At 59.1% G+C, this 24,730-nt stretch carries 26 protein-coding genes; 7 read left to right on the top strand and 19 right to left on the bottom strand.

Annotated elements, in window-relative coordinates:
- Nucleotide 1: 1 nt before the first annotated feature.
- Genes V7Q10_RS00765 through V7Q10_RS00755 form a run of 3 tightly spaced genes read right to left on the bottom strand, consistent with a single transcriptional unit; the run spans nucleotide 2 to nucleotide 2,813 of the window.
- Nucleotides 2–439: an HPr kinase/phosphorylase gene (locus tag V7Q10_RS00765; protein ID WP_333867112.1), complete on the bottom strand. Its 438-nt coding sequence runs from the start codon at nucleotides 437–439 to the stop codon at nucleotides 2–4.
- Nucleotides 436–2,115 carry a sensor histidine kinase gene (locus V7Q10_RS00760; protein ID WP_333867111.1) on the bottom strand — a complete coding sequence of 560 codons (1,680 nt, stop codon included), beginning with the start codon at nucleotides 2,113–2,115 and terminating at the stop codon, nucleotides 436–438. The genes V7Q10_RS00765 and V7Q10_RS00760 overlap by 4 nt, the downstream gene beginning before the upstream one ends.
- Nucleotides 2,112–2,813, bottom strand: coding sequence for a response regulator transcription factor (locus V7Q10_RS00755; protein ID WP_333867110.1), 702 nt, complete (start codon nucleotides 2,811–2,813; stop codon nucleotides 2,112–2,114). Before V7Q10_RS00755 ends, V7Q10_RS00760 begins: the two co-directional genes overlap by 4 nt.
- 350 nt (nucleotides 2,814–3,163) lie before the next feature.
- On the opposite strand from V7Q10_RS00755, the gene V7Q10_RS00750 reads away from it, so the two are divergent.
- Entirely contained in the window at nucleotides 3,164–4,762 is a 1,599-nt protein-coding gene (locus V7Q10_RS00750; RefSeq protein ID WP_333867109.1) for a phosphoenolpyruvate carboxykinase, read from the top strand.
- A gap of 59 nt (nucleotides 4,763–4,821) precedes the next feature.
- Here V7Q10_RS00750 and V7Q10_RS00745 read toward each other — a convergent pair whose 3' ends face one another.
- Nucleotides 4,822–5,592, bottom strand: coding sequence for a sulfite exporter TauE/SafE family protein (locus V7Q10_RS00745; protein ID WP_333867108.1), 771 nt, complete (start codon nucleotides 5,590–5,592; stop codon nucleotides 4,822–4,824).
- 104 nt (nucleotides 5,593–5,696) lie between these two features.
- Between V7Q10_RS00745 and V7Q10_RS00740 the strand changes: the two genes are divergently transcribed.
- Together V7Q10_RS00740 and V7Q10_RS00735 are read left to right on the top strand one after the other, a co-directional pair.
- Entirely contained in the window at nucleotides 5,697–6,212 is a 516-nt protein-coding gene (locus V7Q10_RS00740; RefSeq protein ID WP_333867107.1) for a DUF3859 domain-containing protein, read from the top strand.
- Between the two features lie 108 nt (nucleotides 6,213–6,320).
- Nucleotides 6,321–7,988 carry an acyl-CoA dehydrogenase family protein gene (locus V7Q10_RS00735; RefSeq protein ID WP_333867106.1) on the top strand — a complete coding sequence of 556 codons (1,668 nt, stop codon included), beginning with the start codon at nucleotides 6,321–6,323 and terminating at the stop codon, nucleotides 7,986–7,988.
- Nucleotides 7,989–7,990: 2 nt separating this feature from the next.
- On the opposite strand, the gene V7Q10_RS00730 is transcribed toward V7Q10_RS00735, so the two are convergent.
- The 12 genes from V7Q10_RS00730 to folK all read right to left on the bottom strand — a co-directional run bounded on the left by V7Q10_RS00730 (nucleotide 7,991) and on the right by folK (nucleotide 18,144).
- A complete protein-coding gene (locus tag V7Q10_RS00730) occupies nucleotides 7,991–9,208 on the bottom strand; it encodes an MFS transporter (RefSeq protein ID WP_333867105.1) in 1,218 nt (405 codons plus the stop codon).
- Nucleotides 9,209–9,274: 66 nt separating this feature from the next.
- Complete coding sequence (recO, locus tag V7Q10_RS00725; RefSeq protein ID WP_333867170.1) at nucleotides 9,275–10,000, bottom strand: DNA repair protein RecO; 726 nt, start codon at nucleotides 9,998–10,000, stop codon at nucleotides 9,275–9,277.
- Nucleotides 10,001–10,025: 25 nt separating this feature from the next.
- Complete coding sequence (locus V7Q10_RS00720) at nucleotides 10,026–10,358, bottom strand: DUF1491 family protein (RefSeq protein WP_333867104.1); 333 nt, start codon at nucleotides 10,356–10,358, stop codon at nucleotides 10,026–10,028.
- Entirely contained in the window at nucleotides 10,355–11,314 is a 960-nt protein-coding gene (gene era / locus V7Q10_RS00715) for a GTPase Era (RefSeq protein ID WP_333867103.1), read from the bottom strand. Before era ends, V7Q10_RS00720 begins: the two co-directional genes overlap by 4 nt.
- Entirely contained in the window at nucleotides 11,307–11,996 is a 690-nt protein-coding gene (rnc, locus tag V7Q10_RS00710) for a ribonuclease III (RefSeq protein WP_333867102.1), read from the bottom strand. Before rnc ends, era begins: the two co-directional genes overlap by 8 nt.
- A gap of 89 nt (nucleotides 11,997–12,085) precedes the next feature.
- Nucleotides 12,086–12,865, bottom strand: coding sequence for a signal peptidase I (lepB, locus tag V7Q10_RS00705; protein WP_333867101.1), 780 nt, complete (start codon nucleotides 12,863–12,865; stop codon nucleotides 12,086–12,088).
- Nucleotides 12,866–12,918: 53 nt separating this feature from the next.
- Nucleotides 12,919–13,332 carry a holo-ACP synthase gene (acpS, locus tag V7Q10_RS00700; protein ID WP_333867100.1) on the bottom strand — a complete coding sequence of 138 codons (414 nt, stop codon included), beginning with the start codon at nucleotides 13,330–13,332 and terminating at the stop codon, nucleotides 12,919–12,921.
- Between the two features lie 105 nt (nucleotides 13,333–13,437).
- Nucleotides 13,438–14,190 (bottom strand): pyridoxine 5'-phosphate synthase, encoded by a 753-nt coding sequence (locus V7Q10_RS00695; protein WP_333867099.1) that lies wholly within the window; start codon nucleotides 14,188–14,190, stop codon nucleotides 13,438–13,440.
- Between the two features lie 24 nt (nucleotides 14,191–14,214).
- The gene (locus tag V7Q10_RS00690) at nucleotides 14,215–14,874 is read right to left on the bottom strand and encodes a DUF2062 domain-containing protein (RefSeq protein WP_333867098.1); all 660 of its coding nucleotides are present in this window, start codon (nucleotides 14,872–14,874) and stop codon (nucleotides 14,215–14,217) included.
- An 85-nt stretch (nucleotides 14,875–14,959) separates the two neighbouring features.
- Complete coding sequence (locus tag V7Q10_RS00685) at nucleotides 14,960–17,077, bottom strand: RelA/SpoT family protein (RefSeq protein WP_333867169.1); 2,118 nt, start codon at nucleotides 17,075–17,077, stop codon at nucleotides 14,960–14,962.
- A gap of 42 nt (nucleotides 17,078–17,119) precedes the next feature.
- A complete protein-coding gene (rpoZ, locus tag V7Q10_RS00680; RefSeq protein WP_333867097.1) occupies nucleotides 17,120–17,473 on the bottom strand; it encodes a DNA-directed RNA polymerase subunit omega in 354 nt (117 codons plus the stop codon).
- Nucleotides 17,474–17,547: 74 nt separating this feature from the next.
- Nucleotides 17,548–18,144 carry a 2-amino-4-hydroxy-6-hydroxymethyldihydropteridine diphosphokinase gene (gene folK, locus V7Q10_RS00675; RefSeq protein ID WP_333867096.1) on the bottom strand — a complete coding sequence of 199 codons (597 nt, stop codon included), beginning with the start codon at nucleotides 18,142–18,144 and terminating at the stop codon, nucleotides 17,548–17,550.
- A 140-nt stretch (nucleotides 18,145–18,284) separates the two neighbouring features.
- Between folK and V7Q10_RS00670 the strand changes: the two genes are divergently transcribed.
- The 4 genes from V7Q10_RS00670 (at nucleotide 18,285) to rnhA (ending at nucleotide 20,860) form a co-directional block, all read left to right on the top strand.
- Entirely contained in the window at nucleotides 18,285–18,857 is a 573-nt protein-coding gene (locus V7Q10_RS00670) for a LabA-like NYN domain-containing protein (RefSeq protein WP_333867095.1), read from the top strand.
- A gap of 109 nt (nucleotides 18,858–18,966) precedes the next feature.
- A complete protein-coding gene (gene ispH / locus V7Q10_RS00665) occupies nucleotides 18,967–19,917 on the top strand; it encodes a 4-hydroxy-3-methylbut-2-enyl diphosphate reductase (RefSeq protein WP_333867094.1) in 951 nt (316 codons plus the stop codon).
- Between the two features lie 3 nt (nucleotides 19,918–19,920).
- A complete protein-coding gene (locus V7Q10_RS00660) occupies nucleotides 19,921–20,376 on the top strand; it encodes a DUF3429 domain-containing protein (protein ID WP_333867093.1) in 456 nt (151 codons plus the stop codon).
- A gap of 25 nt (nucleotides 20,377–20,401) precedes the next feature.
- On the top strand, nucleotides 20,402–20,860 hold the full coding sequence (rnhA, locus tag V7Q10_RS00655; RefSeq protein WP_333867092.1) for a ribonuclease HI: 459 nt from the start codon (nucleotides 20,402–20,404) through the stop codon (nucleotides 20,858–20,860).
- A gap of 18 nt (nucleotides 20,861–20,878) precedes the next feature.
- On the opposite strand, the gene V7Q10_RS00650 is transcribed toward rnhA, so the two are convergent.
- The 3 genes from V7Q10_RS00650 to V7Q10_RS00640 all read right to left on the bottom strand — a co-directional run bounded on the left by V7Q10_RS00650 (nucleotide 20,879) and on the right by V7Q10_RS00640 (nucleotide 24,615).
- Nucleotides 20,879–21,889, bottom strand: a complete 1,011-nt coding sequence (locus V7Q10_RS00650) for a glycosyltransferase family 2 protein (RefSeq protein WP_333867091.1) — start codon at nucleotides 21,887–21,889, stop codon at nucleotides 20,879–20,881.
- A complete protein-coding gene (locus V7Q10_RS00645; RefSeq protein WP_333867090.1) occupies nucleotides 21,886–22,701 on the bottom strand; it encodes a hypothetical protein in 816 nt (271 codons plus the stop codon). Before V7Q10_RS00645 ends, V7Q10_RS00650 begins: the two co-directional genes overlap by 4 nt.
- A gap of 75 nt (nucleotides 22,702–22,776) precedes the next feature.
- Nucleotides 22,777–24,615 (bottom strand): glycosyltransferase family 2 protein, encoded by a 1,839-nt coding sequence (locus tag V7Q10_RS00640; protein ID WP_333867089.1) that lies wholly within the window; start codon nucleotides 24,613–24,615, stop codon nucleotides 22,777–22,779.
- Nucleotides 24,616–24,730: the final 115 nt, after the last annotated feature.

The raw sequence follows: 24,730 nt of genomic DNA, 5'->3' as shown, positions 1-24,730 counted from the left end.
CTCAGTCCTGCCGCGAGCCCTTCAGATAACACAGGATCGCCGCAGGAAAATGGTTGCCCTGGATTGCAGAAACAAGATCAAGCTCTTGACCCAGCACCACCATCTTTTGACGCGGGGGCAATCTTTCGCTGCTAGAGTGGCTCAAGTCTACTGCCAAGACAAGAGGAACCAATGTCACAGTCGGCGCCCGCAACAGGCCCATGCCGCGCGCCTCGATCAAACCATGGATCGGCACTGGGCAGCTGGCCAACAACTGACCGTCTTGCAAGGTGATTTGCGTGCGATCATCGGCGACCAAATCGGCCCCAAAGGCCATCAGCTGTAGGGCAAGGGCCGACTTTCCCGACCCAGAGGGCCCAAGAATCAAAAGGCCACGGCCCTCAACGGCGATGCAACTGGCATGCAGATTAACGCCGTCTTGCCCCGCCTGCGCGGTCAAATCGGCAGACCAACAACAAAGCGCGCCCCGAGCGGCTCCGAAGTGGGGTCGGCATGGGTCGGGCGAATATTTTCGGCCCAAATCACCCCGCCATGCGCCTCGACAATCTGTTTCGAAATCGACAGTCCAAGGCCAGAATTATTGCCAAAATGCGAGGCGGGCCGGTCTGAATAGAACCGCTTGAACACTTTCGCCAGCGCCTGTTCGGGTATCCCGGGCCCCGTGTCTTCCACCACGATCAGCACGCGGTTTTCGCGCTTGCGTGCCCAGACCCGTACCGCATCGCCATCATCACAAAACGAGACTGCATTGGTGATCAGATTGACAAAAACCTGAGCAAGCCGGCCTTCTAAGCCGTTCACCTTGATCGCTTCGGTCGGAAAATCGGTGATAAACTCGACCCCTTTCAAACGCGCCTGATCGCCAAGATATTCGGTTAGCCCGACTAAGGTTTTGATCAGGTTGAACTCTTCTTCCTGTTCTTTTACCAACTCGCTGTCCAGTCGCGAGGCGTTTGAAATATCGCTAACCAAGCGATCCAGCCGGCGGACATCATGTTCAATGACATCCAAAAGCTTTTCGCGGTGGTCTTCTTTTTTCACCATGCGCAGCGACCCAACGGCAGAGCGCAGCGAGGCCAGCGGGTTCTTGATCTCATGGCTGACATCGGCAGCAAATTGTTCATTAGCGTCAATGCGATCATAAAGCGCGGCCACCATGCCACGCATCGCCACCGAAAGCCGGCCAATCTCATCCGGCCGTGCCGCCAGATCCGGAATCCGCACCCGACCAGGCGACATTTTGCGCGCGTCCCGATCCCGTCCCAATTCCGCAGCCTTGGCCAAATCGGCGAGAGGGTTGGCAATGGTCGAGGCAAGCACCAAAGACAGCCCCACCGAGACCAGCAGCGCAATCACAAACATTTGCAACACCTGTTCGCGCTCATAGCTTACCAGATGGTCAATCTCCCCCTCGGCCGAAGTCAAAACCAAGGCGCCCGCCAGCGTCGAGCCCAGCATAACAGGTGTCGCAACAGAGAACTGCACACCGCCTTCGCCCCCTGTCGCAGTGCCCGAGGCGGTTTTGCCCGCCAAAGCCTGCTCGAACAAAGCGCGGGCTGCGACCTCACCCGAGGCAAGGCTGGCCGCCCTTGGTTCAGTGCCAAAGAGCCCAGAAACAAAGCTCCAAATCTTGCCAAGAAAATCCGAGATCACGGTTGAGCGGTGCGGCGCCTCTTGCACCCGCGCGGCACCGATGGTTTGCGCAACCAGCGCGCCCAAGGGATCAAACAAGAACACCTCTACCCCCGGGCCAACGCCGGTGTTTTGCAAGGTGGCCGGCAAACGGCCCTGAACAGAGGCCTCTGCCGCAATCACCCGCGCCAGCAAGCTGGCTTCGGTGACGATGCCCTGCTCGCGCTGCAACACGAGACTGTCACGGAACGGGTTCATATAAAGCACGCCCGCCACAAGGATGACCAGCGCCAATAGATTGAAAATTATGATTTTTCGCGCCAAGGGCGATTGCTGCAAAGACAGAAAGCTGCGTCTGTCGCGGCCTGCATGCAAGGCATGATCGGCAAGGCCATCGGGGGAAACCCAATCCTCTCCCAACAAAAGCTCGTTGGATTTCGGCTCTGCCGTGTCACCTCGTGTCATGCCAAGCGTCGCTGTCATTCTTCGTTATAGCGATAGCCGATGCCGTAAAGCGTCTCGATTGCCGAGAAATCATCATCAACCGCGCGCATTTTCTTCCGCAGACGCTTGATATGACTGTCGATGGTGCGATCGTCGACATAGACCTGATCATCGTAGGCCACATCCATCAGCTGATCGCGGCTTTTCACAAAACCGGGCCGCTGCGCCAAGGCTTGCAGCAGCATGAATTCGGTCACTGTCAGCGAAACATCCTGCCCCTTCCAAGCCACCGAATGGCGCAAAGGGTCCATGCGCAGATTGCCACGCTCCATAACTTTGGTTTCTTCGGTTACAGCCACTTCTCCGGTTGAAATCGCATCGTTGCGACGCAAAAGCGCGCGGATCCGCTCCACCAAAAGCCGCTGCGAAAACGGCTTTTTAACATAATCATCCGCCCCCATCCGCAGGCCAAGCACCTCGTCAATCTCGTCATCTTTCGAGGTCAGAAAGATCACAGGCATCGTCGATTTCTGTCGCAGACGTTGCAACAGATCCATGCCATCCATCCGCGGCATCTTAATATCCAGCACCGCCATATCGGGCATGCGACGGTTAAAGGCATCGAGGGCTGATTGGCCATCGTTAAAGGTCTCGACCTCGAACCCCTCAGCCTCGAGTGTCATGGACACAGAGGTCAGGATGTTTCGATCATCGTCTACAAGGGCGATCCTTGCCATATGTGGGCTTCCTATTCTGCTCGGCTGCCAGATTTTTTTCCCATAATCTGTTTTTCAACGGTTCTGCGCAACAATTAACTGCGAATCAGCCTCCATTACCTCTCCATTTGAGTATTAATTTATCTACGAATGACTAATTTGCCGCACATAAGGATAGTTTTAGACATTGATTGCGCTAACCTGAAAATGGTTGCGCTAACTGTGCCAAAGCGTCCTATTCCCCCGAAAATCTCCATGTTATAGCGGGCTTATAGGGGACGGCCCTTCGCCCCCTGCCATGCGCCCTTGGCCCGGGCGCGCTTTAATCTGAGAAAACTCGCTAAATTTTGGCGAAAATGGGAGCGGATAGAATGACAAATGGACGTGTGAACCCTGCGCAGCGGTTGCAAGACCAAGGCTTTGTTGGCTTGGGAAACGTCTATTATAACTCTATCGAGCCGGCGCTGGTCGAGGCCGCGGTGCAGCGCGGCGAAGGCACCCTGGGCAAGGGTGGCGCATTTTTGTGTACCACGGGGCAATTTACCGGCCGCTCGCCGAAAGACAAATTCGTGGTGCGCACCCCTGCGGTGGAAGGCTCGATCTGGTGGGAAAACAACGCGCCGATGGCGCCTGACGCCTTTGACCGGCTGCATGCCGATATGCTGGACCACATGAAGGGCCGCGATTACTTCGTGCAAGACCTGTTTGGGGGCGCCGATCCTGTCCACCGTCTGGATGTGCGGGTGGTGACCGAGCTTGCTTGGCACGGCCTGTTCATCCGCCACATGCTGCGCCGTCCCGAGCGCGCCGAGCTGGACAGCTTTGTGCCAGATTGGACCATCGTGAACTGCCCCAGCTTTGAGGCCGATCCTGCCAAGCACGGCTGCCGTACCTCGACGGTGATCGCGCTGAACTTTGACAAAAAGATGATCCTGATCGCCAATACCGCCTATGCTGGCGAAAACAAAAAGGCGGTGTTCACGCTGCTGAACTATCTGCTACCCGAAAAAGGCGTGATGCCGATGCATTGCTCGGCCAATCACGCGATTGGCAATCCGGTCGATACGGCGATTTTCTTTGGCCTCTCGGGCACTGGCAAAACCACGCTTTCGGCAGACCCTGCCCGCACCCTGATCGGCGATGACGAACATGGCTGGTCGGACCGCGGCACCTTCAACTTTGAAGGCGGCTGCTATGCGAAAACCATCAACCTCTCGGCCGAGGCAGAGCCTGAAATCTATGGCACCACCTCGAAATTCGGCACCGTGGTTGAAAATATGGTGTTTGATCCCGAAACACTGGAGCTTGATTTCGACGACGCAAGCCTGACGCAGAACATGCGCTGCGCCTATCCGCTCGAGTATATCTCGAATGCCTCTGCGACCGGCATGGGCGGCTTTCCTAAGAATGTGATCATGCTGACCTGTGATGCCTATGGCGTCTTGCCGCCGATTGCGCGGCTGACCCCGGCGCAGGCGATGTATCACTTCTTGTCCGGCTTCACCTCGAAAACTCCGGGGACCGAGCGCGGCATTGTTGAGCCAACCCCGACGTTTTCAACCTGCTTTGGCGCGCCCTTCATGCCACGCCGGCCCGAGGTTTACGGCAAGCTGTTGCAAGAAAAGATCGCCAAACATGGCGCGTCCTGCTGGTTGGTCAACACCGGCTGGACCGGCGGCGCCTTTGGCACCGGCAAGCGGATGCCGATCAAGGCGACGCGGGCCTTGCTGACAGCGGCGCTTGACGGCTCGCTTGCAGCAGGCCAGTTCCGCCGCGATCCGAACTTTGGCTTTGACGTACCGGTGGCTGTGGCTGGCGTGGACAGCACGCTGTTGGACCCGCGCGCGACTTGGGGCGACAAGGCGGCCTATGATGCGCAGGCGCAAAAGCTGGTTGGCATGTTTGCCGAGAATTTCGGCCAATACCTGCCCTTCATCGACGCCGATGTAAAAGCCGCCGCAATCGGCTGATCTGCGGCCAAGCGAAACCGGGGGTCGCAGGCAATGCGGCCCCCTTTTTTACGCCAGGCTTAAACGCCAAAAGCCCGGCGCAGCAGGTTCAGCCCTGTCAGCAGCAGCAATATCTGCGTCCAGCGCCGAAACCGCCGCTGATCCAAGCGATCTTGCACCGCATAGCCCAGCAGCATCCCCACAACAGCCGGCAGCACAAGCACGGCCGAAAACGGCAGACTTGCGGCGTTCAGCACCCCCGACTGCAGATGCGCGCTTGCCAGCACCACCGCGCCGATCAAAAACACCACGCCTTGCACGCGGATGGTTTCCTGTTTCTCGGCCTTAATCGCCAGCAGATAAACGATCAGCGGCGGCCCCCAGATGCCCGAAACCCCGCCATAAAGTCCGCCGATCACGCCCGCGCACCATTCAACAGCGCTGCGCCAACGCGGCGCGATATGCAGCCGCGCACCCGACAATTGATAAAGCACAAATCCGGTGATCAAGACCCCCAAAGCCGTCAGCAACACCGCCTGCGGCAGCAGCCGCACAAACTGCGCCGAGATCACGATGAACACCACTGTGCCGAACAAATAGCGATGATATTTGCGCGCCGAAGCCAAGGCCGGACGCCAGCCTTGCCGAAAGGCTTGCGACAGGTTTGTCACCAGCGTCGGCAAGATCAGCCCCGCCAAGGCCAGCTCTGGCGGCAAGAACGACGAAAACGCCGAGACCATGATCAAAGGCATCGCAAAGCCAATCGCGCCTTTGACAAAGCCCGCCGCCAGCGTCACCAAAACCGCCGCCCAGAACGCATGGAGCGATAGCCCCGCCATAACACTCTGCATCGCTGTCTCCTTTTGCAGGCCTTGTGACGCAAGCCCGCGCCAAGGGAAAGGCTTGACCCACGCCCGCGACAGGTTTCTGGTGAGGGGATGGAGTGGAGAGAACAATGCGCAAGATCTTAATCATCGCTTTGACGGTTTGCAGCAGCCTTGCGGCGGCTGGCACCACGCCTGCGCCGCAGCACTCGGCTCAGATTGCGCAACTTGCGGCACAGGTGATGTGCAGCCCGCGCATCACAGACCGCACAACCGCCGCCCAGATTTCTGACGGCTTTATCAATCAAGCCAAGGCCTTGCCAAAGCTTCGCTTCGATCAGCAAGCCGTGCCAGCCGCCATTGGCGTGTCTTTTGGCGTGGTGTTCCAACCCGAGCATGCTTTGGCCGGCGTGCGAAATCTGACCTATCGGCCCAATCAGGCCAAGCCTGATGTCTATTACGCTGACATCCCCGCCAAACCCGACCGCTTTAACGGTTTCAGCTTCGAGCTGCCCGAAGAGCTGCAAATCGGGCTATGGCGGTTTGAAAGCTGGCAGGGCGACAGCTTGCTTTATCGTGCCGAATTTCAGGTGGTTGCCGCCGATAGCCTGCCGCAACTGGTGGCGCAATGTCAGGGCATGTCATAACGGCTGCGACACTTTAGAACTTTTTTGAACCTTTTTGCGAAAGTATATTGCGCTGCGACTGCGAAGGCTTTACCCCTTTCGCAACTGCAGAATCTTTGAGGTCTGACCATGGCTCACGATGGCGCATTGCCCGCTGACTCCCCGATCCTAGCCGATGTGCTGGCGCTGACCGCCGCCACTTTGCCTGAAATCGACGCGCTGTTTCAGCAAGGCCGCGAGAATTTGCGCGCCATGGTCACCCGCGATGGCCGGATCTCGCCCGCGGCTTTGGAACAGCATCAGTTCGCCGCCCATAGCCTGTCTTGGCTGGCAACCTATGTCGAAGCCCTGCGCCAGATGCAGGCTTGGGCGGGGCGGTTGCAGGCCGAGGGCAGCTTTGGCCGGATGGAGGCCTTGCTGCTGCAGATCGGCTTTGGCGAATACCTGTGCCAGATCTACGGCGGTATTTCGATGTCTCAGGGGGAAATTGCGCGGCTGCAGGACCTGCGCCTGACCCCTGATGCGCCCGGCGCGGCGGCGGCTTGCCTTATGGCCCAAGGCAATACCGCTGCCGCCCGCATGGCGCTTGTGGCCTGCATGCGCGACAACCACGGCCGCGCCACCTTTGGCGCTTCGGGCTTGGACGCCGAGCTAGAGATGATCCGCGACACCTTCCGCCGCTTTGCCGATGACGAGGTGGTGCCGCATGCCCATGGTTGGCACCTGCGCGACGAGCTGATCCCGATGCAGATCGTCGATCAGCTGGCCGAAATGGGGGTGTTTGGCCTGACCATTCCCGAAGAATTTGGCGGCCTTGGCCTAAGCAAAGCCGCGATGGTGGTGGTCAGCGAAGAACTGTCGCGCGGCTATATCGGGGTGGGGTCGCTGGCAACCCGCACCGAAATCGCAGCCGAGCTGATCCTTTGCGGCGGCACCGAGGCGCAAAAGGCGCACTGGCTGCCGAAACTGGCCAGCGGCGAAACTTTGCCCACCGCGGTGTTCACCGAACCCAACACCGGCTCGGATCTGGGATCCCTGCGCACCAGAGCGGTGCGCGATGGCGAAAATTGGACCGTCACCGGCAATAAAACCTGGATCACCCATGCCGCGCGCACCCATGTGATGACCCTGCTGGCGCGCACCGACCCTGCGACCAGCGACTACAAAGGCCTCAGCATGTTTCTGGCCGAAAAGCTGCCCAGCACCGATGCTGCGCCCTTCCCCACCCCCGGCATGACCGGTGGCGAGATTGAGGTATTGGGCTATCGCGGCATGAAGGAATACGAACTTGCCTTCGACGGCTTTGCGGTCAAGGGCGAGAACCTTTTGGGCGGGGTCGAAGGGCAAGGCTTCAAACAGCTGATGCAAACCTTTGAATCCGCACGCATCCAGACCGGCGCGCGCGCGATTGGTGTGGCGCAATCGGCGCTAGAGGTCGGGCTGCGCTATGCCGAAGACCGCAAGCAATTCGGCAAGTCCCTGATCGAATTTCCCCGTATCGCCGGCAAATTGGCGATGATGGCGGTCGAGATCATGATCGCGCGGCAATTGACCTATTTCAGCGCTTGGCAAAAAGACCACGACAAACGCTGCGACCTAGAGGCAGGCATGGCCAAGCTTTTGGGCGCGCGGGTGGCTTGGGCCTGTGCTGACAACGCCTTGCAAATCCACGGCGGCAACGGCTTTGCGCTGGAATATCAGATCAGCCGCATCCTATGCGATGCCCGCATTCTGAACATCTTTGAAGGTGCTGCCGAAATTCAGGCGCAGGTGATCGCGCGGCGCTTGCTGGACTAAGCCTAGGCCCCCCCGCGCGAGGGCCGCAGCGCGCCCAAGCGCGGGTGCAAGCGGCCCGCAATCGCAAAAGCCCCGGCAAAGGCCAGCCCCGAGGCCGCAAAGATAAAGTTCAGCGGTGCCACCCAAAGCACTAGCCAAGCCATCCCCGGCGTCGCAATCCCCGAGACATCGCGGAAACTGGAATAGACCGCCGCCATCTCTGACCGCTCTGACGGTTTCACCGCCATCATAAACGGCAAGCCCCCCGCCACATCCAGCATCACCAGCCCAAACGAGCCTAGAAACAGGCAAGCCACCGTCACCACAGGCGCGCCAGCCGTGGCCGTGGCCAAGCAAAACAGCAGCGCGCAATAGCCCAGCGCCAGCCGCAGCGCCACCCGCACCGACCGCCGCCGCGCCCAAGAGGCCATAAAGGGCGACAGCAACAGTGTGGCGTTCGAGATCGACAAGATCGTGCCGCCCAGCTTGTCACCCAGCCCGCTTTCAATACAGAAAATCGGCACATACACCACATAGACCCACCAGCCACAGCTGCGGATCACCGCAAACAACCAACCCGCAATCAGCCGGGGTTGCTGAAAAAACCGCGCAAGATAGGCCAGCGGGTTCACCGCAGGCCCTTTGGCGCGACTGATCTGCTTGCCGTTGCCCAGCCGCAAAAACCAAAAGGTCACCAGCAAAGCCAAGGCAAAAAACCCCGCCACAATAAAGGGCAGCGGCGCCCAATAATGCCGCATCCACACGCCACTCAGCGGCCCCAAGGCCCAAGGTGCGGCGGCATAGACCATCTGAAGGCTTTGCGTCCGCCCCAGATCGGGGCGCGGCACATAATCCAGCACATAGGCGTTAAAGCAGACAAAACAGGTGACGGTCGACATGCTCATCGTCAAAATCGCCAGCGGCACCGTCACGGGCGTGCCCAGCATAAACAGCCCCATCGCCACCAGATACAGCAGACAGCCGCCCGAATAGACAAAGCGGCGCGGCCAGATCTGCGTCAAGCGCGGCACCAAAAGGCCCCAGAACAGCGTGATCACACCGGCGGTGAAATAGACCGTCGACAGATTTTGCGCCGAGCCAAAGGCATCATAAACCGCAATCGGAATGGTCGAGATCAGCGTGCCCCGCACCGCCGCCTCCATCCCTGCAAGCAAGGCGAAATGCTGCAGTTTCGGGGTGCCCGCATGACGCAGGGAAATGGGTTGATATCGCAAAGCCATGCTGCAACCTGCCGTCTTCCCCGCAAGCGATCTGCCAAGAAGGCGACATCGCCCGCCTTTCCGCGACTAGTTTTTGGGCAAAAGCAAAGCCAGCAGGCGGCTGCGCGCTTCGGGCAGGGGTTTGCCGTTCAGCAAAGGCTCGAAGCCTTTGGTCAGAAAATGGCTTGTCAGCGCAAAGCCTTGCGCCAATTCCGCAGGGGTTGCAGGCCCCTGCCCCAGCAGCATCGGCGGCAGCGGCAGCAGGCGCGCCGCCCAATCCCCCGCCGCCCCGCGCGACACGGCGCGTCCGGTTTTCGGGCTGACAAAGGCCAGATCCTCACGACTGCCCGTCACCGCACAGCGCCGCAGATCCAGCGCAAAGCCCAGCTGTTCCAGCAGCTGCATTTCCCAGCGCAGATAGGTCAGCGGCCAATCGGCGCTGGCCTGCAAAGCATCCAACAAGGCAACCGAGGCGCGATACAGCTGCGGATGCGGCTCGCGGTCGGGCAGGGCTGTTTGCAACATCGCACAGGTGGCATTCAGCCCCGCAAGCGCCAACCGATCCGACAAAACGCCCGCGCGGCTTTGCACAGGTTCAACCCGGTAGCTGCCAATCTGCTCGTCCAACCGCGCGCGCCAGGTGACATCAACCTGCGTGCCGGGCTGCAGGGTCGCCGCCATCCGCCGCGAGGCCCCGCCCCGCACCACACCAGAATGCCGGCCATGCTGCGCGGTAAAAACCTCGATGATCGCCGAGGTTTCGCCATGCAGGCGCATCGACAAAACCGCCCCCTGATCGCGCCATTCCATCAGACACCTATCAGTTGCGGCTGCGCCATCAGCTTAGACCCTCTTGATCCAGCAGGGTGCGGCCTTGGCGGTCTTCCAACTCCAACACCCACAGATCAGGATCGCGCGCGCGTTGACGCTGCAACAGCGCGTCGACCTCTGGCTCGGGCCCTTCGGCCAAGGTCACCCAAACCCGCGCATCTGCCATCAGATCAAACGAGCGTTGAAAGGCGCGGGCTTGGCCGTTCAGCAAGGCCACTTTCACCAAAACCGCCCCCGCCGTCGCATCGCCGCGCGCGGTGACATAGACAGGAATATCCGCCAACCGCAAACGCGTCAGATAGGCCGAAACCCAAAGATCAGCGGTCAGCTTGGCGGTCATGCGTCGCCGTCTTTATACTCCAGCCCCATTTCGGAATAGCGCTCGGGCTCGTTTTCCCAATTCGGGCGGACTTTGACCTGCAAGAACAGATGCACGGTGCGGTCCAGAAACTCGGAAATTTCGGCGCGGGCAGATTGCCCAATTGCCTTGATGGTCTCGCCCTTATTGCCCAAGACAATGCCCTTGTGACCATCGCGGCCGACATAGACGATCTGATCAATCCGGGTCGAGCCGTCTTTCTTATCGTGCCAAGCCTCGGTTTCCACGGTCAGCTGATAGGGCAGCTCTTCGTGCAGACGCAGGGTCAGCTTTTCGCGGGTGATTTCAGCCGCGATCATCCGCATAGGCAGATCGGCGATCTGATCTTCCGGATAGAACCAAGGGCCCGCCGGGATCTGGCTGGCCAGCCAGCTGCGCAGATCCTGCACGCCATAGCCCTTTTCGGCCGAGATCATAAAGGTCTTCACAAAGGGATAGGCCTCGTTCAGCTTTTCGGCCATCGCCAGCAGCACATCCGCCTTCACACGGTCAATCTTGTTAATGGCCAGCGCAACCGGGCGATCTTTTGGCAGCTCGTCGCGCATCCGGTCAACGATGCTTTGCGCGCCTTCGGTCAGACCGCGGTGCGCCTCGATCAAGAACACGATCACATCGGCATCGGTGGCCCCACCCCAAGCCGCCTTGACCATTGCGCGATCCAAGCGGCGCTTGGTGCGGAAAATGCCGGGGGTATCGACAAAAACGATTTGCGCTGCACCCTCCATCGCCACGCCCCGAATACGGGTGCGGGTGGTCTGCACCTTATGCGTCACAATCGAGACCTTGGCCCCCACCATGCGGTTCAGCAGGGTCGATTTGCCAGCATTCGGCTCGCCAATCAGCGCGACAAAGCCCGCGCGGGTGGCTTGGGCCGCTGCAATCTGCTCGGGCGTCGGGGTTTGGGCGTCGTCAGTCATCTGTCTTCTCCATCCGGGCCAAAAGGGCGCGGGCTGCGGCTTGTTCGGCCACACGTTTCGATCCGGCGCGGGAGGATTCTGCCTCGCCATTGGTCAGCTGCACCTTCACGGTGAAAATCGGCTGGTGGTCAGGGCCTTCGCGACCCTCTTCGGTATAGGCTGGCGGCGGCATGCCCCGCGCCTGCGCCCATTCTTGCAGCGAGGTTTTCGGGTCGCGCGCGTCTTGTTCCACCTTGCCGATGCGTGGGCCCCAAAGCCGCAGCACCAGCGCGCGCGCCGCGTCAAAGCCGCCGTCGATATAAACGGCAGCAATCACCGCCTCCATCGCATCGCCCAGCAAAGCCTCTTTGCGCCGCCCGCCCGACAGCATTTCCGACCGCCCCAGCTTTAGCACATCGCCAAGACCGACATCGCGCGCCACTTCGGCACAGGTTTCCTTGCGCACCAAAGCGTTAAACCGCGGCGCAAGCTGGCCCTCCGAGGCAGAGGTGTCAGCCCCCAGCAGCGCTTCGGACATCACCAGCCCCAACACCCGATCGCCCAAAAACTCCAGCCGCTGATTGTCGGGCCGTGTCGGCGACGAGATCGAGGCATGCGTGACCGCACGCAGCAACATCTCGGGGTTGCGGAATGGATAGCCGATGCGGGCTTCAAAGTTTTTCAGATCTGCCGACAACCTCATAGCAGGCCTGCCGCAAAAATAAGCCAGCCCCGCGTGAACGGGGCTCGGCTGTTAGGTAGGTCGGCTTTGGAAAATGCGCGCATGCCGGCTTATTCAACCGCTTTGAAGAAACGGTCGGCGCGCCAGGTCCAGAAATACAGCATCGACGTTCCAGCCGAGGAAAAGATAATGCGATCCGCGCGGCCAATCAGGTTTGCCGCCGGCACAAAGCCCACGCCGCCAATGGCTTGGCTAAAGCGGCTGTCTTGGCTGTTGTCGCGGTTGTCGCCCATGAAGAAATACTCGCCTTCGGGCACGGTAAAGACATCGGTGTTATCGGCATAGCCATTGTCTTCGATGTTCAGCACATCATGCACCACGCCATTCGGCAGGGTTTCACGATAGCGCGAGCGGGTGCAGATCGACCCATCGCCCACCGCGCCATTTTCGCAGCGCGGGCGGTTGCCCATCGGGCCTTGCGGACCCATGATTTCTTCAAACTGGCCGTCCGGCACCTGCGGCGCTTCGGCGCCATTGATAAAGACGATGCCGCCTTTGATCTGAACCTTATCGCCGGGCATGCCGATCAAACGCTTGACGAAATCCGAGCCATTGACCGGATGGCGGAACACCACCACATCGCCGCGCGCAGGTTCAGAGCCCAAAATGCGGCCAGAAATCGGGCAGATCGAGAAGGGGCAGGAATATTTCGAATAGCCATAGGCCATCTTATTCACAAAGACGAAATCGCCGATCAGCAGCGTGTCTTTCATCGATTCCGAAGGGATCCAGAACGGTTGGAAAAACAGCGTGCGGAACACGCCCGCGATCAGCAGGGCGTAGACCACCGTCTTGATCGTGTCGACAATACCGCCGTCGTTCTGAGCCATCTGGTCTTATCCTTCAAGGTTTGCGCGCTACATGCGCGCGCGGGCGTTTGGAGTCAAGTTCGGGCAGGCTTGGGACGCGCTTCGATCACCACGAAAGCCTGCGCCCAAGGGTGGTCATCGGTCAAAGTCACGTGAAGAATGGCCTCGTGATCGGGCGGGGTCATCGCGGCCAGCCGCTCTGCGGCCCAGCCGGTCAGCTGCATCACCGGCTGACCACTGGCCAAATTGCTGACCGCCATGTCTTTCCACGAAATCCCCATCGCAAGCCCGGTGCCCAGCGCCTTGGAGCAGGCCTCTTTCGCGGCCCAGCGCTTGGCATAGGTGGCGGCAATCGCGCGGGGGCGACCTTCGGCCTTGCGCTGTTCGGCTGCGGTGAAAACCCGCGTCTTAAAGCGCGCGCCATGGCGCTCTAGCACAGCCGCAATGCGGTCGATATTGGCCAGATCGCTTCCAATGCCAAGGATCATCCATCGTCCTTTTTACCACTAGATGCGGAAACTAGCGGGCTGGCGCGGCGCTGTCCAGCACAGGCTGGACGGCCTGCGGCTGGGATTGGCACTTGCACCTAAAACTTAGAAGCCGCGAGCGCGGTCCATCCGGCGGCGCATTTCTTCGATCGCGGGGCCAAGACCCAAGAACACCGCCTCGCCGATCAGGAAATGCCCGATGTTCAGCTCGCGCACCTCGGCAATCGCGGCAATCGGGGCGACGTTGTCATAGGTCAGCCCGTGGCCTGCATGCACCTCTAGCCCCAAAGACTGCGCCAAGGCCGCGCCACGGCGCAGCGCGTCCAACTCGGCCTCGGCCTCGGCCAGACGGCCCTCGGCGTGCAGATCGGAATAATGGCCGGTGTGCAATTCGACCACCGCCGCGCCAATGCGGGCCGAAGCCTCGATCTGGCGCGGATCATGGCCGATGAACATCGACACCCGGCAGCCCGCCTCGCACATCGGCGCGATAAAGCGTGTCAGACGGTTCGCATCGCCCGCCACATCCAGCCCGCCTTCGGTGGTGCGCTCTTCGCGCTTTTCGGGCACAAGGCAAACCGCATGCGGCTTCAGGCGCAGCACAATCGCCGCCATCTCGTCGGTGGCCGCACATTCGAAATTCAACGGAATGCTAAGGGCCGCGCGCAGCGCCTCCATATCGGCGTCGCGAATGTGGCGGCGGTCTTCGCGCAGATGCGCCGTGATGCCATCGGCACCGGCAGCTTCAGCCAAAAGTGCAGCGCGCAGCGGATCCGGCCAAGCCACGCCCCGTGCGTTGCGCAGCGTTGCAACATGGTCAATATTGACGCCCAGTCTTTGCTTATCACCCAAAGTCATCGCCCAATCTCCCTTATGACAGGCCTAAAGCCTGCCGTCGCCTTTGCCAGATTTCTCTGCCTTATCAACACGATGCTTTAACCGTGCAGCCGCCTCGGCCACGGTGGTGCGCAGCTTGTGCCGGCGGTCTTTACGGTCTTCATGCTTGGCGGCGCGGGCCTTTTGATAGGCCTGCACCACTGGAATCGTCACATAATAAGCCGCCGCCGAAATCACCAATCCGGGCAGCAAAGCGCCAATAAAATACGGCACATAGATATCATGCCAAAACCGGATCAACCCCTGCCAATGCATGGTGTCGGTGGTGAAAATCGCCACAAAGTTATGCCAAAGATCAACACCCGCATGGCCAAAGGCGCGCGCAATCGCCTCGGCGGTCAGCGGCGCTTCGACCCCAAGCAGCCAATGGCCCAGCGTCATCGCAAAAACCGCAAAGAACGGTGTCGTCACCGGATTGGTGTTAAACGTGCCCAGCAGCGCTGCCAAAAGATTGCCCCGCATCAGCCGTGCAGCCGCCCAAGCGGCGACAAATTGCAAGCCCGGCAAGGGCAGAAAGCCGATTAGAAAGCCAGCAAACACCCCGCGCGCAATGCGGTGCGGCTCGTCTGGCAGGCGGCTCATGCGGTGGATAACGTAACGCGTCGCGCGCCTAAACCCCCCCGAGGGGTAGACCATCTCGCGCATCCAAGCGAGCCATCCAAGCGGTTCACGGCGTTTAAAGACCACTGTGGTCAGTCCTTCCTTTGCCCGACAGCCGCGAAACGCGACGTCAGGGCTTGCGTGTCAAATCGCGGTGCCGCGACACTTGAGCCACATCTGTTTCAGCCTCAAGGGCTGTCATCACCATGTGCAAGTGTTCGACGTCGCGCAAGTCAACGTCAATGATAAGTCTATAAAAATCTGGTTTACGTTCTGTGAAACGCAAATCAGATATATTCGCCTTCTGCTCGCCGACAAGGGTGCAGATCCGGCCCAAGACCCCTGCATCATTCGAGATGGCGACATCAAGGCTAACCGTGTTCACCGCAGCGTGGCGACCCTGATCCCAATGCAGATCAACCCAACGGTTGGGCTGTTCCTCAAATTCTTCCAAAGCCGGGCAATCAATCGCGTGCAACAGCACGCCCTGCCCGCGATAGCTGATGCCGACAATGCGTTCGCCCGGCAGCGGCTGGCAGCAATTGGCCCGCCGAAAGGTCTGATCATCCGACAGACCCAGCACGGCGCGGCTGGCGCTGATCTCGGATTCCTGGGTCATCGCAAGTTCGGGGTAAAGCGTCGCCACCACCTTGCGCGCGGTCAACTCGGCCGAGCCAAGCCCTGCCAGCAGATCGTTTTCATCGCTAAAGCCAAGGATTTTTGCCGCCGTCCGCATCGCCTTATCGGTGGCTTTTTTGCCAACATGTTCAAAGGCGGCGCGCGCCAGCTCTTGGCCCAAACGCACGAAACGGCTGCGGTCTTCTTCGCGCAAAGACCGCCGGATCGCCGCTTTGGCGCGGCCGGTCGAGACGATGTCGATCCAAGACGACTGCGGCTTTTGGCCCTCAGCGGTGATGATTTCCACCGATTGGCCATTCTTTAACCGCGTCCACAGCGGCACACGGATGCCATCGACCTTGGCCGAAACACAAGAATTGCCGATACGGGTGTGGATCGAATAGGCGTAATCCAACGGCGTCGCCCCGCGCGGCAGCTGAATGACATCGCCCTTGGGCGTAAAGCAAAACACCTGATCGGAATACATTTCCAATTTGACGTTTTCCAAGAACTCGGCGTGATCGCCCTCGTCCAACCTTTCGGTCATCGAGGAAATCCACTTGGCCGGATCAACCGCAAAGGGGTTCTTGGCGCGCACACCTTCGCGGTAAGCCCAATGCGCGGCGACACCGGCTTCGGCGACCTCATGCATCTCGCGGGTGCGGATCTGCACTTCGACCCGTTTGCCATCGCGCCCCGAAACCGTGGTGTGGATCGAGCGGTACCCGTTCGATTTCGGCTGGCTGATATAGTCCTTGAACCGCCCCGGCACCGCGCGCCAACGTTGGTGGATCACGCCCAAAATCCGGTAGCAATCGGCAACCGAGCCGCAAATCACGCGAAAGCCATAGATGTCAGACAGCCGCGAAAACGCGAGGTCTTTTTCCTGCATCTTGCGCCAGATCGAATAGGGCTTTTTGGCGCGGCCATAAACATCGGCCTCCAGACTAACCTTATCCAGTTCCGAGCGAATATCGGCGGTGATCTGATGCACCACATCGCCTGATTCGCGCTGAAGCGTCAAAAAGCGGCGGATGATCGAATTGCGCGCCTCGGGGTTGATGACGCGGAACGACAGATCTTCCAGCTCTTCGCGCATCCATTGCATCCCCATGCGGCCCGCCAAAGGCGCATAGATTTCCATGGTTTCGCGGGCTTTTTGGATCTGCTTTTCAGGGCGCATCGATTTGATCGTGCGCATATTGTGCAAACGGTCGGCCAGTTTGACCAAGATCACCCGCAGATCTTTCGACATCGCCATGAACAGCTTGCGAAAGTTCTCGGCCTGTTGCGATTCGGTATTGGACAGCTGCAAATTGGTTAGCTTGGTAACGCCGTCGACCAGCTCTGCCACTTCTTCGCCAAACAGCTTTGACACCTCGGTATATGTCGATTTGGTGTCTTCGATGGTGTCATGCAAAAGCGCAGTGATGATGGTGGCATCATCCAGTTGCTGCTCGGTCAAGATCGCCGCAACCGCGACCGGATGGGTGAAATAGGGTTCGCCAGATTTGCGAAACTGCCCCTCATGCATCGCCATGCCGTAATCATAGGCGCGGCGAATCAAATCTGCATTGGCACGGGGGTTGTAGTTGTGGACAAGGGCGATGAGGTCTTCTACGTCGATCATCATCACCGCCCCTGTGGCCGGAAATTCAGCAATTTCCTGCTATTACAGCTCGCCTTGTGCTTCCATAAGCGCACGCAGCAATTTCTCTTCCGACATATCATCCTGCATCGGACGATCAACTTCACCCGACATCAGAAGCGCCATTTGGTCTTCTTCGGGCTCATCGACCTCGATTTGGGTCTGATAGCTTTCGATCATCCGCTCGCGCAGAGAATCAGCAAGCTGAGTTTCGTCCGCGATCTCGCGCAGGGCGACAACCGGATTTTTGTCATTATCGCGATCCACGGTTGGCAATTCGCCAGCCTGAATTTCGCGGGCGCGGTGCGCGGCCAGCATAACCAGTTCGAACCGGTTCGGGACTTTGTCAACGCAATCTTCAACCGTCACGCGGGCCATGAAAGACTCCAGTAAGGATGGGGGCTTTGGAAGCGCCTATTTAGGACCGATGTCGCGGATTGACAAGAGCATAATCAAACAGATGCGTCAGAAGCTGCCGCCACAACCTCGGCACGCGCCGCATCTGGCAGCGCGGCCAGCATCTGAACAACCGTCAGCCCCAAGACCGGATGCCGCCAATCTGGCGCCACATCGGCCATCGGCACCAAGACAAAAGCGCGATCTTGCAAACGCGGATGTGGCAAAATCAATTCTGCGGGCGCAAGCTTGCTTTGCGCCTCGGGCGGCAACTGCTGCCAATGGCGAAACCCCGCCAGATCGGGGGCAACCTCTTCTCCAAAAGCAATCAGATCCAGATCAAGCGTCCGCCCCGCCCATCGCGTCGTGCGCGCGCGGCCAAATTGTGCCTCGACCTGATGCAAAGCTGCCAGCAGCTGCGGTGCTGTCATCGCGGCAGGCACAACAAGCGCCGCCGCGGCGTTTACATAATCCGGCCCCGCCCCCGCCGGAAAGCAAGGCGTGTGATAAAGCCTGCTTACCCCCATAAGTTGCAGCCCCAGAGCCGCGAGGCAATCTATCGCCTGAAACAGAATTTCCTTCGGCGAAAACTGACCGAAATCCTGATTTGACCCCAGAGCAACAACGGCAATTCGATCTTCTAGCGTAGTCATGTGTAGGCTTTCGTATAGGAGTTATTGATCGGCATTTTGCCTAAATGTTAACGAGTTCCTTGGCCGAGACCTTAATTGCTTTTCTCACTTTACCTCACTGAAGACGGGTTCGCGCACAAGTTATTTCGAGAGGACCGAAGATGTTTTACAAAGACGAACGGCTTGCGCTGTTCATAGACGGATCGAACCTTTACGCCGCCGCAAAAGCGCTTGGGTTTGACATCGACTACAAGCTTTTGCGTCACGAGTTTATGCGTCGTGGCAAGATGCTGCGGGCGTTTTACTACACCGCTTTGTTGGAAAACGACGAGTATTCGCCGATCCGCCCTCTGGTCGATTGGCTGAACTACAACGGCTTTACCATGGTGACCAAACCCGCCAAGGAATATACCGACAGCCAAGGCCGTCGCAAAGTCAAAGGCAATATGGACATCGAGCTTGCGGTTCACGCGATGGAACTTGCGCCGCATGTCGATCATATCGTGATCTTCTCGGGCGACGGCGACTTCCGCCCGCTGATCGAAAGCTTGCAGCGTCAAGGCGTGCGGGTCTCGGTGGTCTCGACCATCCGCAGCCAACCGCCGATGATTGCCGACGAACTGCGCCGCCAAGCCGATAACTTCATCGAGTTGGACGAATTGCGCGATGTGATCGGTCGGCCTCCGCGCGAGCCACGGATAGAAGACCAAGACCTGATGGCAGAGGCAAAGTAATCTGCTTAAAAAGGCCGCCACATGCAGATGTGGCGGCCTTTTCCCTGCGCTGCGGCAATTGCCACAGCTGAAATGATCCGATACCTGTTCAGGGTGAAAGGATCTTGCCATGACAAAACCCGCCCTGACGCTTTACTTAGCAGCCCCACGCGGATTCTGCGCAGGCGTTGATCGCGCCATTAAGATCGTCGAGCTTGCCCTTCAGAAATGGGGCGCTCCGGTCTATGTCCGCCACGAGATCGTGCACAATAAATATGTCGTCGACAATCTGCGCGCCCAAGGCGCGATCTTCGTCGAAGAGCTGGAAGACTGCCCGGTTGACCGCCCGGTGATCTTTTCCGCGCATGGCGTGCCGAAATCCGTGCCCGCCGCCGCCGAGGCCCGCGCGATGATCGCGGTTGATGCCACCTGCCCGCTTGTGACCAAAGTGCATAATGAGGCGCAGCGCCACTCCGAGGCAGGCCTGCAAATGGTGATGATCGGTCACGAAGGCCACCCCGAAACCATCGGCACCATGGGCCAACTGCCCGAGGGCGAGGTTTTGCTGGTTGAAACCGCCGCCGATGTCGCAGGCCTTAGGGTGCGCGATCCGGCCAAGCTTGCCTATATCACCCAGACCACGCTTTCGGTCGATGACACCGCCGATATTGTGCTGGCGCTGCAAGCCCGCTTTCCGGCGATTGTCGGGCCGCATAAAGAAGACATCTGCTATGCCACCACCAACCGTCAGGCGGCGGTCAAGGCGATTGCGGGCAAGATCGACGCGCTTTTGGTGATTGGCGCGCCGAATTCCTCCAATTCCAAACGCTTGGTCGAGGTGGGCCGCTCGGCTGGTTGCGGTTACGCGCAACTGGTGCAACGCGCCGTCGATATCGACTGGCGCGCGCTCGACGGCATTGCGGCGGTCGGCGTCACCGCAGGCGCCTCTGCCCCCGAAGTGCTGGTCAACGAGGTGATCGACGCCTTTCGCGCCCGCTATGACACGCGGGTCGAAATTGTTGAAACCGCACAAGAACATGTCGAGTTCAAAGTGCCCCGCATTCTGCGCGATCCGGTTTAAGCGATGACGCGACAGCCTATCCCCCCTGCTGCGCTTTGGCTCGGCCTTGCCGGTCTTCTGCCCTTTGTCTGGGGTGCGGCCTGCGCGCAAAGTGATGCGCTTGCGGCTTGGGGTCTTGCCATCGCGGGCCCAAGGCTGACGGGCGTGCCCTTGGTGCTGGGCTACGGCGTGATCATCTTGTCGTTCATGTCGGGCGTGCTCTGGGGCTTTGCCGCAAAACAGCCGAAAGTCGCAGCAATTTACTATATTTTGTCGGTGCTGCCGGCGCTTTGGGTGCTGTTTCTGGTTGGCGGCGATCTGACGGCCAGCTTTGCCGCTTTAGGCTTGGGCTATATCGGGCTACTGGCGCTGGATTGGCTGTTTGCCAGCCGCGGGTTTGCGCCCGACTGGTGGATGCAGCTGCGCCTGCTGCTGACCGCAATCGTGCTGGCCTGCCTTGCCGTTGCGGCTTTGGCCTGAAATCTTGACCCCAAAAGGAGCCTCTATGCCGGATCTTTTCGCCTATACCGACGGTGCCTGTTCGGGAAACCCCGGCCCCGGCGGCTGGGGCGTGCTGATGATCGCCCGCGAAGGCGCGACGGTGGTCAAAGAACGCACCCTGAACGGCGGCGAGCCTGATACCACCAACAACCGCATGGAATTGCTGGCGGCGATCTCGGCGCTCGAGGCCCTGACGCGCGACACCCAACTGACCATTGTCACCGACAGCGCCTATGTCAAAAATGGCGTTACCGAATGGATCCACGGCTGGAAGCGCAACGGCTGGAAAACCGCCGCCCGCGCCCCGGTGAAAAATGTTGATCTTTGGCAAAGGCTTGACGCTGCCCAAGCCCGTCACAGCGTGACTTGGCGCTGGATCAAGGGACATGCCGGCCACGCCGAAAACGAACGCGCCGATGAATTGGCCCGTGCCGGCATGGCGCCGTTCAAAACTGCGAAATAGCGCCGACTGGCCCTGCGTCTAAAGCTCGGTCTCATCTTTCGCATGGGCGGCACCGCTTCTGTCGGCGGCAAGCTCTGCGGTGATCTCGGTCAGATCGGCCAGCATCTCTGCAAAACGCCGCTGACAAGACTGATAGGCCTGCGCTACGGCGCGATCTTTCAAAGCCTCGGCGATAGCTCCGCGCAAGGCCGGCAGATGCCGCTGAATTCCCAAATCGGCCTCGTCATTGTGATTAAACCGGCGCAGATAGCCAAAGCCAAACCGCCCCGAGCGCCCTCCGGCCATCAGCCCATTGCCGCGCAGCTTTTGCTTGAAGGCCACCCGCTCTAGCGCCTTGATCACATAGTGATTGATCTGGCCCAAAGCATAGGATTGATCGCCGCGCTCGAGCATTTCGGCCGGACGCGCATTTTTCTTCTGACCGAAAACAAATTGTGGATCAAGCACTTGGCCCGAGCCAGCCAAAAGCCTGACCGCCGCACCTTGCCGCCAGATTGGGCGATGAATGAACAGACTTTGCACGCGGTCATCCATCCGGTGCAGCGTCTTCACCGTCCGCGATTGGCGGTGCTGCATGGGGGCGGCTTGGGTAAAAGCGGCCAAAACCAGATCATCTGGCGCGGTATCATGGCCGCCGTCGCCAAAGTTACGCCAGTTCAACGCAACGCCATCCGCCGCCCCAATTGCCGCAATCAGCCCCGACAGATGCCCCGCAACGGGGTTTAAAAACTCATCCGCATCGATCCACAGCAACCACTCTGCACCGCGGACAGTCGGGTTTTCCAGCGCCAAAGCAGCAACCGCATCCTGAGGCGCCAGCGTCGCAGGCGGCTGATGCCGGTGATGTTCGACCCAGCCCAAAGCCGCGAGCGCATCGAAAAGATCATCCGACCCGTCGCTGCACGCATTTGTGTAAACCACAATTTTGCCAAAGCCGATCAAACGGTGAAAGGCCACCCATTCCAACACATCCGGCCCTTCGTTCCGCATCGCGGAAAGCAGAACTGCCCCCGAGACGGCTTCGGTCATTCTTCCAAAGCATCCGCAGGATTAACGCCTATTTGTTCACACATCCGCGCGGCATAGGAGTTTGCCAATGGCACATTGCGCCGCCACCAGGGCTTGGTGCCATTGGTGTATAGATGCACCGAAAGGGTGTTTTCAGTAAAATGCCCCTCAACCCGACCGTGGGGGTCATAGAACACATCATTCAACTGAAACGGCACCGGATACAGGTAATCCGAGGTCAGCGCCTTGTCGAAATCGCCGGTCTGCTGCGCGAAATAGGTAAAGGCCTGCGGGCCAAAGGCGGTACGTTCGGCATTATAAATCCGCACCGCTTGCGGCAAGGAACTGTCCTGTTTTTCCAGTTTTTTGCGCTGCTGTTTGTTAAACCAAGCCGGCGAATCTGGAAGATTTGTATAGTAATCAATAAGTTGATGGATCAATTCCCCCTGCTGCGGAATATAGACCACACCGCAATTCAGCGCGCCACGAAAGCCGTGGCCTGCGTAGATATTCTCCATCTCGTCGGGAAAGGGGCGGTGGCAAAACGCATCGCAATCAATCCAGATCGCGTTGGTTTGCTGAATCATGTGATAGCGGAACACGTTTGACAGAAAGCTCTCCGAGGTTTGCCGCACGATATTCATATCAATCGGCATGATATCGGTCGCAGGCCGCACGATCACACCTTCGGGCACATTGGTGACAGTATCGGTGCAATAAAGCGTTGTCGGATGGCCTTGATGCACATGGCTAAGCAGGCAAAGCTGGTTCAAATACTGAAGTTTCTCACCAATCCAAAGCGATGCGACGGGTCTGCGAAGGGGAGTGGACATCGGCTGCCTCTGATTTGTTTCTATTTTCGCGACAATTTCGCGACTGTTCTCGCAGGCTAGCCACCAATTACGGCATCATTCAGGCGAAATTGCCGCATGCCGGCGATATCCGCGCAGGATATTCGTGTCAAAGCCCTCCAGCGCGGTAAATGCCGGTGGCGTGTGGGCTGCCGCGTGATGGCTTTCCAGCCAGCGGCCATACATAAACAGCTGGTCTATGCCGGCAGTCGGCAGGTGATCTAGCACCTCTGGCGTGATCCGAGCATCGCCGACCAACAGCACTTGCGGCCGATGCAGGGCGATCAAGGCCTGCGCAACGGTCAGGGCATTATCGCCAAGGCGCTGATCTGAAAAAACAAACCGCTCTGAAAACGCAAGATTGTTAAGGGCGCAAACCCGCAGCATCATCGCGCATAAACCCGCATTATCTTCTTGCAACACCCAGGTCAGATCGGCTCGCATGTTCACGCAATGCCCTGCCAAAAAGCCAACTGCGGCACCCAATTCCAGCACGCGCGCGTTTGGCTGCAAGGCCACCGGCAGCCTGCGCGCAAGCCCGCGCTCGAACTTTCCCGCCTGAATCAGCGGCAAAACATGCGCCGCAAAAATCTGCGGATCATCGGGCAACTTCATACTATGATTCTGAAAAACCTCGCCAATCGCTGGCATTGGCACCAGATCGCCGTGGTTATACGACCCCATCGGCACCATCTCGACCGGATCTTTCGGCTGCGCCGCACGTTCGGTTTTTGCCTTGGCACCCCGGCGCTTTTCCACATCAGACATCAGAGCCGCGATCTTTTCCTTGTCGCGCGCCTGCGGTGGCTTTGCAACAATCTGCGTAATCGGCACATTCGAAGCCTGGGCCAGATCGGCAACCAGCGCGTGATAGGCTTCGGTCTGGCGCAGCTCGTCCAAGCGATTTTCGGCACGCTCCAAAGCGGCAAAGTGCAGTCGTTTCAACTCGGGGTCTTGCAGCAGCTGTGCGATGATCTGATTGCGCCGCTCGGTATAGCGCAGCATGGTGTCATCGCGCACTTCGTTGCGATCCTGCAATGACCAATAGTCAGAATTATACTTATCCTTCTTATTGTTCACATTGCCGCGCATCTTGCGAATGGCATAGCTGTCGACCGATTTCACCGCATAGTGATTCAGCTGCACCCAATCATATCCAACCGTGCGGGTGATCGAGCGCCAGCCGCGGAATTTAAAATAATCCTCCATCTCGCGGCCCGAGCCATTCAGCCATTTTATCTGATCTGGAAATTCGGTTTCAACCCATTTCGCCTTAATCTTTGGCCGGTGGATGCCCAATTTCCACTTTGCCGCGTCAAAGGCAAAAAGCGTCTTTACCCCCCACCCCTTGTTCCAAGTAGTCGGCGCGGCCCATAGATATTGTTCCGTGACCGGTGCGCGGCTCCAGTCTACCACCCCGCCAGACCCAAAGATCCGCCATGTAATCACAACGCCATTCGCGCCCTGCGCCTTGGTCGCAGTCAGCATATCGTCCAGCGTACCGTCGCCATAGCGGATCGAGACAAACTCATCCGCGTCAAACACCATCACCCAGTCAGACTGCTGCACAACAGGCTCGGCCTGGGCATAATTCAGGGCCGAAGGCTGCGGCCGAATACCCTCGGGAATGTCGTTGCGGCGGTGGTGGCACAGGCCCAATTCCTCAAGCCGGATCAGCATGCTGTCAGTCCCATCCGAACAATCGTTCGTATAGACCACCAGATCGGTAAAACCGATCGCAAGATGATGCGCGATCCATTCGATCACATAGGGGCCTTCGTCTTTCATCATAGAAACGGCCGTCACCTGACCATGCGGGCTGCGATGTCGCTTCAGCGGAAAGCCAATGCTCCCCCAAAGCGCCGAGGCACCCTTTGGCCGCTCGTCTGAGGCCACGGAACTGTCCCTGTTTTGTGGTTTTTCCGCCTGCACCTTGGACCCTACCTCTGGTTTTCGCCCTTTCGCCTATCCTATCGTGTAGTCATTTTCATCGGCAAGGGGGCCGTCGAAA

Origin of the sequence: Cypionkella sp. (genome assembly GCF_036782355.1) — a bacterium.
Taxonomy (GTDB): domain Bacteria; phylum Pseudomonadota; class Alphaproteobacteria; order Rhodobacterales; family Rhodobacteraceae; genus Cypionkella.
This window is presented reverse-complemented; position numbering and strand designations above follow the sequence as displayed.

Bases quoted from the DNA above. Each gene is read 5' to 3' on its own strand.
- V7Q10_RS00760 (WP_333867111.1), bottom strand. From the start codon at position 2,115: ATGACAGCGACGCTTGGCATGACACGAGGTGACACGGCAGAGCCGAAA.
- V7Q10_RS00755 (WP_333867110.1), bottom strand. From the start codon at position 2,813: ATGGCAAGGATCGCCCTTGTAGACGATGATCGAAACATCCTGACCTCT.
- V7Q10_RS00750 (WP_333867109.1), top strand. From the start codon at position 3,164: ATGACAAATGGACGTGTGAACCCTGCGCAGCGGTTGCAAGACCAAGGC.
- V7Q10_RS00745 (WP_333867108.1), bottom strand. From the start codon at position 5,592: ATGCAGAGTGTTATGGCGGGGCTATCGCTCCATGCGTTCTGGGCGGCG.
- V7Q10_RS00740 (WP_333867107.1), top strand. From the start codon at position 5,697: ATGCGCAAGATCTTAATCATCGCTTTGACGGTTTGCAGCAGCCTTGCG.
- V7Q10_RS00735 (WP_333867106.1), top strand. From the start codon at position 6,321: ATGGCTCACGATGGCGCATTGCCCGCTGACTCCCCGATCCTAGCCGAT.
- V7Q10_RS00730 (WP_333867105.1), bottom strand. From the start codon at position 9,208: ATGGCTTTGCGATATCAACCCATTTCCCTGCGTCATGCGGGCACCCCG.
- V7Q10_RS00720 (WP_333867104.1), bottom strand. From the start codon at position 10,358: ATGACCGCCAAGCTGACCGCTGATCTTTGGGTTTCGGCCTATCTGACG.
- era (WP_333867103.1), bottom strand. From the start codon at position 11,314: ATGACTGACGACGCCCAAACCCCGACGCCCGAGCAGATTGCAGCGGCC.
- rnc (WP_333867102.1), bottom strand. From the start codon at position 11,996: ATGAGGTTGTCGGCAGATCTGAAAAACTTTGAAGCCCGCATCGGCTAT.
- lepB (WP_333867101.1), bottom strand. From the start codon at position 12,865: ATGGCTCAGAACGACGGCGGTATTGTCGACACGATCAAGACGGTGGTC.
- acpS (WP_333867100.1), bottom strand. From the start codon at position 13,332: ATGATCCTTGGCATTGGAAGCGATCTGGCCAATATCGACCGCATTGCG.
- V7Q10_RS00695 (WP_333867099.1), bottom strand. From the start codon at position 14,190: ATGACTTTGGGTGATAAGCAAAGACTGGGCGTCAATATTGACCATGTT.
- V7Q10_RS00690 (WP_333867098.1), bottom strand. From the start codon at position 14,874: ATGCGCGAGATGGTCTACCCCTCGGGGGGGTTTAGGCGCGCGACGCGT.
- V7Q10_RS00685 (WP_333867169.1), bottom strand. From the start codon at position 17,077: ATGATCGACGTAGAAGACCTCATCGCCCTTGTCCACAACTACAACCCC.
- rpoZ (WP_333867097.1), bottom strand. From the start codon at position 17,473: ATGGCCCGCGTGACGGTTGAAGATTGCGTTGACAAAGTCCCGAACCGG.
- folK (WP_333867096.1), bottom strand. From the start codon at position 18,144: ATGACTACGCTAGAAGATCGAATTGCCGTTGTTGCTCTGGGGTCAAAT.
- V7Q10_RS00670 (WP_333867095.1), top strand. From the start codon at position 18,285: ATGTTTTACAAAGACGAACGGCTTGCGCTGTTCATAGACGGATCGAAC.
- ispH (WP_333867094.1), top strand. From the start codon at position 18,967: ATGACAAAACCCGCCCTGACGCTTTACTTAGCAGCCCCACGCGGATTC.
- V7Q10_RS00660 (WP_333867093.1), top strand. From the start codon at position 19,921: ATGACGCGACAGCCTATCCCCCCTGCTGCGCTTTGGCTCGGCCTTGCC.
- rnhA (WP_333867092.1), top strand. From the start codon at position 20,402: ATGCCGGATCTTTTCGCCTATACCGACGGTGCCTGTTCGGGAAACCCC.
- V7Q10_RS00650 (WP_333867091.1), bottom strand. From the start codon at position 21,889: ATGACCGAAGCCGTCTCGGGGGCAGTTCTGCTTTCCGCGATGCGGAAC.
- V7Q10_RS00645 (WP_333867090.1), bottom strand. From the start codon at position 22,701: ATGTCCACTCCCCTTCGCAGACCCGTCGCATCGCTTTGGATTGGTGAG.